This is a genomic window from Candidatus Igneacidithiobacillus taiwanensis, from assembly GCF_031962545.1.
In the GTDB taxonomy this organism is placed as follows: Bacteria; Pseudomonadota; Gammaproteobacteria; order Acidithiobacillales; family Acidithiobacillaceae; genus Igneacidithiobacillus; species Igneacidithiobacillus taiwanensis.
In genome coordinates, this window is the sequence record NZ_JAVRKK010000144.1 from 1 (window position 1) to 5388 (window position 5388).

At 50.4% G+C, this 5388-nt stretch carries 5 protein-coding genes and 1 pseudogene; 1 reads left to right on the plus strand and 5 read right to left on the minus strand.

The window, feature by feature from the left end; all coding sequences use genetic code 11:
• Window positions 1-8 precede the first annotated feature (8 nt).
• The 5 genes from RTI30_RS12315 to RTI30_RS12335 all read right to left on the minus strand — a co-directional run bounded on the left by RTI30_RS12315 (window position 9) and on the right by RTI30_RS12335 (window position 5063).
• Window positions 9-2780: a hypothetical protein gene (locus RTI30_RS12315; RefSeq protein WP_312283885.1), complete on the minus strand. Its 2772-nt coding sequence runs from the start codon at window positions 2778-2780 to the stop codon at window positions 9-11.
• Between the two features lie 51 nt (window positions 2781-2831).
• Window positions 2832-3239, minus strand: coding sequence for a GtrA family protein (locus tag RTI30_RS12320; RefSeq protein ID WP_312283886.1), 408 nt, complete (start codon window positions 3237-3239; stop codon window positions 2832-2834).
• Window positions 3226-4194: a glycosyltransferase family 2 protein gene (locus tag RTI30_RS12325; RefSeq protein WP_312283887.1), complete on the minus strand. Its 969-nt coding sequence runs from the start codon at window positions 4192-4194 to the stop codon at window positions 3226-3228. The genes RTI30_RS12320 and RTI30_RS12325 overlap by 14 nt, the downstream gene beginning before the upstream one ends.
• 242 nt (window positions 4195-4436) lie before the next feature.
• Window positions 4437-4748, minus strand: coding sequence for a NadS family protein (gene nadS, locus RTI30_RS12330; protein WP_312283888.1), 312 nt, complete (start codon window positions 4746-4748; stop codon window positions 4437-4439).
• A gap of 3 nt (window positions 4749-4751) precedes the next feature.
• Window positions 4752-5063: a type II toxin-antitoxin system RelE/ParE family toxin gene (locus RTI30_RS12335; protein WP_312283889.1), complete on the minus strand. Its 312-nt coding sequence runs from the start codon at window positions 5061-5063 to the stop codon at window positions 4752-4754.
• 104 nt (window positions 5064-5167) lie between these two features.
• Between RTI30_RS12335 and RTI30_RS12340 the strand changes: the two are divergent.
• A pseudogene (locus tag RTI30_RS12340) lies at window positions 5168-5388 on the plus strand (DNA-binding protein); the annotation flags it as partial.

Below are 5388 nucleotides of genomic sequence, written 5' to 3' on the forward strand. Positions count from 1 at the left end.
CTTCCGATCTATAGGATATGGTATCCGGTACAAGCATGACTTTTTTCATGCAGCTTCGACTTCCACCACACAATCATCTGCCAGAATAATCCCGCCACTCCCAGCCAGAAGGCGATCCAGGCGTAGCCCACATAAGGTGGGGCGAAGTGGAAGCGGACCACATTGTTTCCTGCAGGCAGGCTGATGATCTGAAAGATCTTCTCATGAGCGGATACCACCGCACCCGCCCCGTTCACCGTGGCGGTCCAGCCGGGCATAAACAATTCCCGGCGCAGCAGGGTGGCGGGAGTGGCGCAATGGGCTTCGACACTATCGCGCGTTTCCCCGGAAAGGGTGCATTGACCCCTGAGCACCGTATAGTAGGGCGCGGGGTGGGGCAGTTCCCAGATATCCATGACGGCGTCGGAATAGACCTTATGGATGCCGCTGGTTGCGGCATCGCCATATTCTAGGGCTAGCTGGAGGGCCTTGCCGGGCAGAGACCCACCTGGCCCGGTGATTTTTTGCGCATGGCCGGGGACTTGCGGCCAAAGCCAGAGGGCTTCAGGGCGATTACCACCAACGTGGGAGAAAGTGATAGTCAACGTCTCCCCTGGCTTGATTGGTAGAGGCTGTTCGAGTGGGATGGAGAACACGCTGTTATCCCGCGACTCGGATAAGGGTCTGCTGCCAGCAACGCAACCATGGGTAACCGTACAAACCTTGATCGCTAAGTTTCCATTGGCGGTATTGCCGTAGTTGCCCTGTAATACCCCTATCCCCGTGATCGAATCAGTGCTTTTCCATCCCGTTGGTGTGGTAAAAGAAACCTTTGCCGATTGCCCGGCCAATAACGGGAGTGGGGTATTGCCATTCTTGCCCGCCGGTATAGTTACTGATGGAATCAGATTTTGGCCACCGTTGGTAATTACATAGCGAACACCGACTTTCTCGTAGTTGTCCAAATTTCGATAAAGCGCGGAAACGCCATATTGCGTACCAAAATATGCGAGGAAAACTACTCCATTGGTTCGATTTATGAAAGGAAATAATGCGTTTTGCACGTAGGAAACCCAGTTTTTTGGTACCGGGAGATAATTATGGTTGATGGAAGCGACCTGAAAATAAGCCCCATAATTTGGTTGAATGGGACCCAAGGTGTAGAAACGCGAAAGACCTAGATGCGTGCGCAACCAATATACCGCTGGCCTATCTACCTGCCCAGAATGAACACCGGACAACTCCGGGACCGCGAACAATACCGCGACATCTACCATCAGCAAAAGGGACAAAGCCCAGCGTCGGCTTTCCTCTCGCAAGACGAACCACGCCAGCAGGACAAGGCCTAGACCCGTCAGCGCCCAGAGGATGGCGACGCCCATCAAAATCATCATCTTTCCGATCTGCCCAGTCGGATAGCCTAAGGATGCGTGCCATGGCCAAGCAAGGAATACAGCGAAAGCCAAAGATCCTATTGTTATAAACAATGGAAATAGGATTTTCGGTAATTTTTTTCGTATCTCATTTATTGTAAAGGCAGAAAGAATTGCTAGAGCCATCTCCCAGCTAGGTGGAGAATATCGATAGAACGCAGCATCCTTTAATAGAGGGATGTGGTTCATGATCTCCATCACCGGCGTAAAACCAAAGCTTTTGGTCCAGGCAAGAAGGATCCACCCCAGCAACAGCCAGCGTAATTCCCTTTCTTGACTACCAGCTATTGCTCCTACGCAGGCAAAGAAGACCATTAGAATTCCGGCATAGCCGCCCACTTTCCCCCATACATCACCTTTCCCCCATACATCACCAAGCACATCGCTCCCCGCCGTATGAAATATTGGGCCATATACATAGGGTAGATATAAATTGGAAATTGCTTGAATAGGTAGAAATGCTTCACCAAGGGTGTGAGACGCAAGGGTATTAGTGGTCACTAGGTAATCAATAAAAGCCACTAACAAAGGCGCCGCTAGCAGCAGCCCCAAAAGGCCCCCATATATCACCCGTCCGGCAAAGCGCCAACGCCGCAGCTCCCCGAAGAAACGGTAAAGCGCCCACGCAAACGCCAGCAGACCGTTGATATAGGCCGCCTCGGGAAACCCCGCGAGCAGGGAACCAGCGATGGCAAGACTGATCCAGAGGATAGCCGAAGCACCATTATCTTTACGCGCCCGTTCTATTCCATAGAGCAACAGAGGAAGAAAAGGAATGGTATTGCAGATGGTTTCGCCTGGCATCCATGCAAAGGTGCCATTCAGTGCGTATAATGCTCCTCCCATCATAGCCGCGAGTCGGCCCAGATTTAATTCGCGAAGAAGCACAAAAGTCGCTAAACCAGCCATGACCTGCATGGCGATTTTGAGCCACAAGACACCGTTATGCAGAAGTAATAGGAATACAAAGGGCAGGAAGAAGGCATTAGGCTGCATTTCCCCAGCCAATGGTAGACCTATGCCGGAATACGGATTCCACCACGGAATTGTCCCAGTTAACCAGTCATGGGCGGCAAGATGGCCCAGGGCCTGGGTGGTGAAACCCACATTGGGATCTATGTAAGGAAGGTCCGGCAATAAGCCGCCATGTGTGCCAAGGACCGCGCCAGAGTTCAGCCAGATGGGATCCGTACTCAAACCAAATATGGCAAGTGGCAACTCCACCAGGAATGGCAACAGCACTAGAAAAAGGATCGGTAGCCACGGATAACGATCTAACCATTCTGCCGATTGATTATTTTCAGGCTTAGATGATGACCTATCTGGGCCAGATACCGGTGAAAATTGCTCGGTTCCCCATAAACTCATGCAGGATTCCCTATAGCTAGGACATAATTCAGAAGTAGGAAGTCATTGTTATCAATTGAGCGCCCTGAATATCAGTCGCTTCGATGCAAGAAAATTAAAACCCATTCCTGCTATAGACCCGATAGCAACAGCGAGGACTGGAATCTTGGAGAAAGCAGACAATCCAAGCACAAGACCGACATACACACCGTTATTGACGGCTGCACCAATTGAATTGGCCGCTACATAGCGGGTCCATTCATGAAGCCACTTATCGCTGGCATGTTCTGCAAAGGTCCAGTGACGATTAATAAGCCAAGTGACAGTGACTGCGGCAGTGAACCCTATGAGCTGGGCAACTATGGGACCTAGCCCAAACGCCTGCGTGAAGATGGCAATAAGACCTGCGTCAACGATAAAGCCAGCTACGCCGGAGACTCCAAATCTGATGATTTCGTGAAAGCGTTTATTCGAAGCCATGTTTATCATCGTGAAGACTTTTAGTCGTGGAACCGCGTATCAGATATACCGGCCTGCCCTTGGTCTCTTCGTAGATTCTCCCCAGGTATTCACCGATCACTCCAAGGGCTATCAGTTGCACACCGCCCAGGAAGAGAAGCGTGACCATCATGGATGGATACCCCTTCACAGGGTTCCCATATACCAGCGTTCCGATGATTAGGTACGCCGCATAGAGAAACGCCAGAATGGAAACTGCCAGACCCAGATGAGCAGCGAGCTGAAGGGGTACTCTACTGAATGATGTAATACCCTCGATAGCAAAATTCCACAGCTTCCAGTAGTTCCATGTGGTTTTCCCAGAGAGGCGAGGTTCTCTATGGTAGTGAACGTCTATTGTGCGGAATCCCACCCATGCAAAGAGCCCCTTCATGAAGCGGCGGCGCTCTGGGAGCATCTTGAGAGCATCCAATACCGGTCGTGAAAGCAATCGGAAGTCTCCAGTATCCGCAGGTATGGGTACCTCACTCATCCGATTGATGAATCGATAGAAAGCATAGGAGGTTGCACGTTTGAGCCACGTTTCACCCTTCCTAGTCAGCCGAACCGCATTGACTACGTCGTATCCTTCTTTCCATTTGGCGAGTAGCTCAGGGATGAGTTCTGGCGGATCTTGAAGATCGGCGTCCAACGGAATAGCGCAATCTCCCAGGGCATGATCCAGGCCAGCAGTGAGAGCGGCTTCTTTCCCAAAATTGCGGGAGAGATCGATGACGACAACTCTAGGATCAAGGTCATGCAGAGCTAGCAGGCGGTCTAGGGTATCGTCCTTGCTTCCGTCGTTGATGCAGACCATTTCCCAGGTCTTCCCAGTGGATTCCATGACGTTTCTTACCCGTTCGTAGAGAGCGGATAGGTTTTCTGCTTCGTTATGGCATGGAACGATTAGGGAAACATTCGGGTTGTTGGTTGTCACTGAAACCTTTGGTAGGGATGATTATCTTCTATTGGCGAATGGTACTGAGTGGGACCATTTATCACAATCTATCTTCATCGATTTCTTCTCGAAAATCAGTCGCCGCGTTCGACTTTCTATAGACCTTTTGTATCATTCTGTCTCGTGGGACTGACTGAAGGCAGGATGGATAGCCTGCTTTTGCTGGGCTCTCCGCATACCGTTGACGGGCCGTTATGAGACAAATCGGTGATGCTGTCATTTTATCTGGATACCCGCTCTCCATTCGTCTTAATGGCTTTGTAGGCGATATCTGGGGCACTGTCCACGATTCGGAGTAGAGCCGCTGCGGGGCCGCTTGGATTTCTACGGCGCTGCTCCCAGTTCTGTATAGTATCAATGCTGACACCTACAAGCTCGGCAAAGTCTCGCTGAGATAACCCTACCTTTTCCCTGACCTTCTTGGCATCTGGGGTGTGGATGGTGAATTTACGCGAAGGCCTGGCCGACCCTTGCTTGATTTCTTTTGCCTCTTGGAGGCTCTGCACAAGATCATCGAATAGCTCTTTTTCCATCTCCTAAAGCTCCTTCACATAGTTTCGCAGGATGGCAGTTTCCTTATCCGTTAGGTCATCCTTCTTGGATTTTGGGTAGGCCAGCAGCATAAATATCTGGTCTTTATCCTTGACCCAGTAGTAGATGACGCGGATACCGCCACTCTTCCCTACTCCTGGGAGATTGTGGCGAAGCTTTCTGATACCGCCCCCGCCCTTGATGATGTCCCCCTTTTCTGGATTCTCGACAAGCACTCTCTGTATCTCTAGGTAAGCATCATCTGTCAGTAGTTCCAGGATGAGCTTGGTGAAGGTGGGGGTTTCTATGAATTCCATGTTGTAACTATACGCCTTTGGCGTATTTACTCAATGGACTTGACGATTCTTGATCTCAGAATGATAGTGGACATCTATTGCTACATGGTGAATCAATACGCAACATGGCAAAGGTCAGTATATCTGAAGCAGCAAGAATGGCTGGAATCGCCCGGTCAACCCTTTATAGGGTTTACATAAAAACTGGCAAGATAAGCATAGAGAAGGATCATCTGGGGAAGCCGGTCATAGATTCATCAGAGCTTCTCAGGGTGTTCCCTGAGCTTTCTGCTACAGAAAAGCAAGACAACTTGAATCAGTTGGCAACAGTAGAGGAATACACCAA

Excerpts from the sequence above, each read along its gene's own strand:
- RTI30_RS12335 (WP_312283889.1), bottom strand. The coding sequence starts at position 5,063 with ATGGAATTCATAGAAACCCCCACCTTCACCAAGCTCATCCTGGAACTA.
- nadS (WP_312283888.1), bottom strand. The coding sequence starts at position 4,748 with ATGGAAAAAGAGCTATTCGATGATCTTGTGCAGAGCCTCCAAGAGGCA.
- RTI30_RS12315 (WP_312283885.1), bottom strand. The coding sequence starts at position 2,780 with ATGAGTTTATGGGGAACCGAGCAATTTTCACCGGTATCTGGCCCAGAT.
- RTI30_RS12320 (WP_312283886.1), bottom strand. The coding sequence starts at position 3,239 with ATGGCTTCGAATAAACGCTTTCACGAAATCATCAGATTTGGAGTCTCC.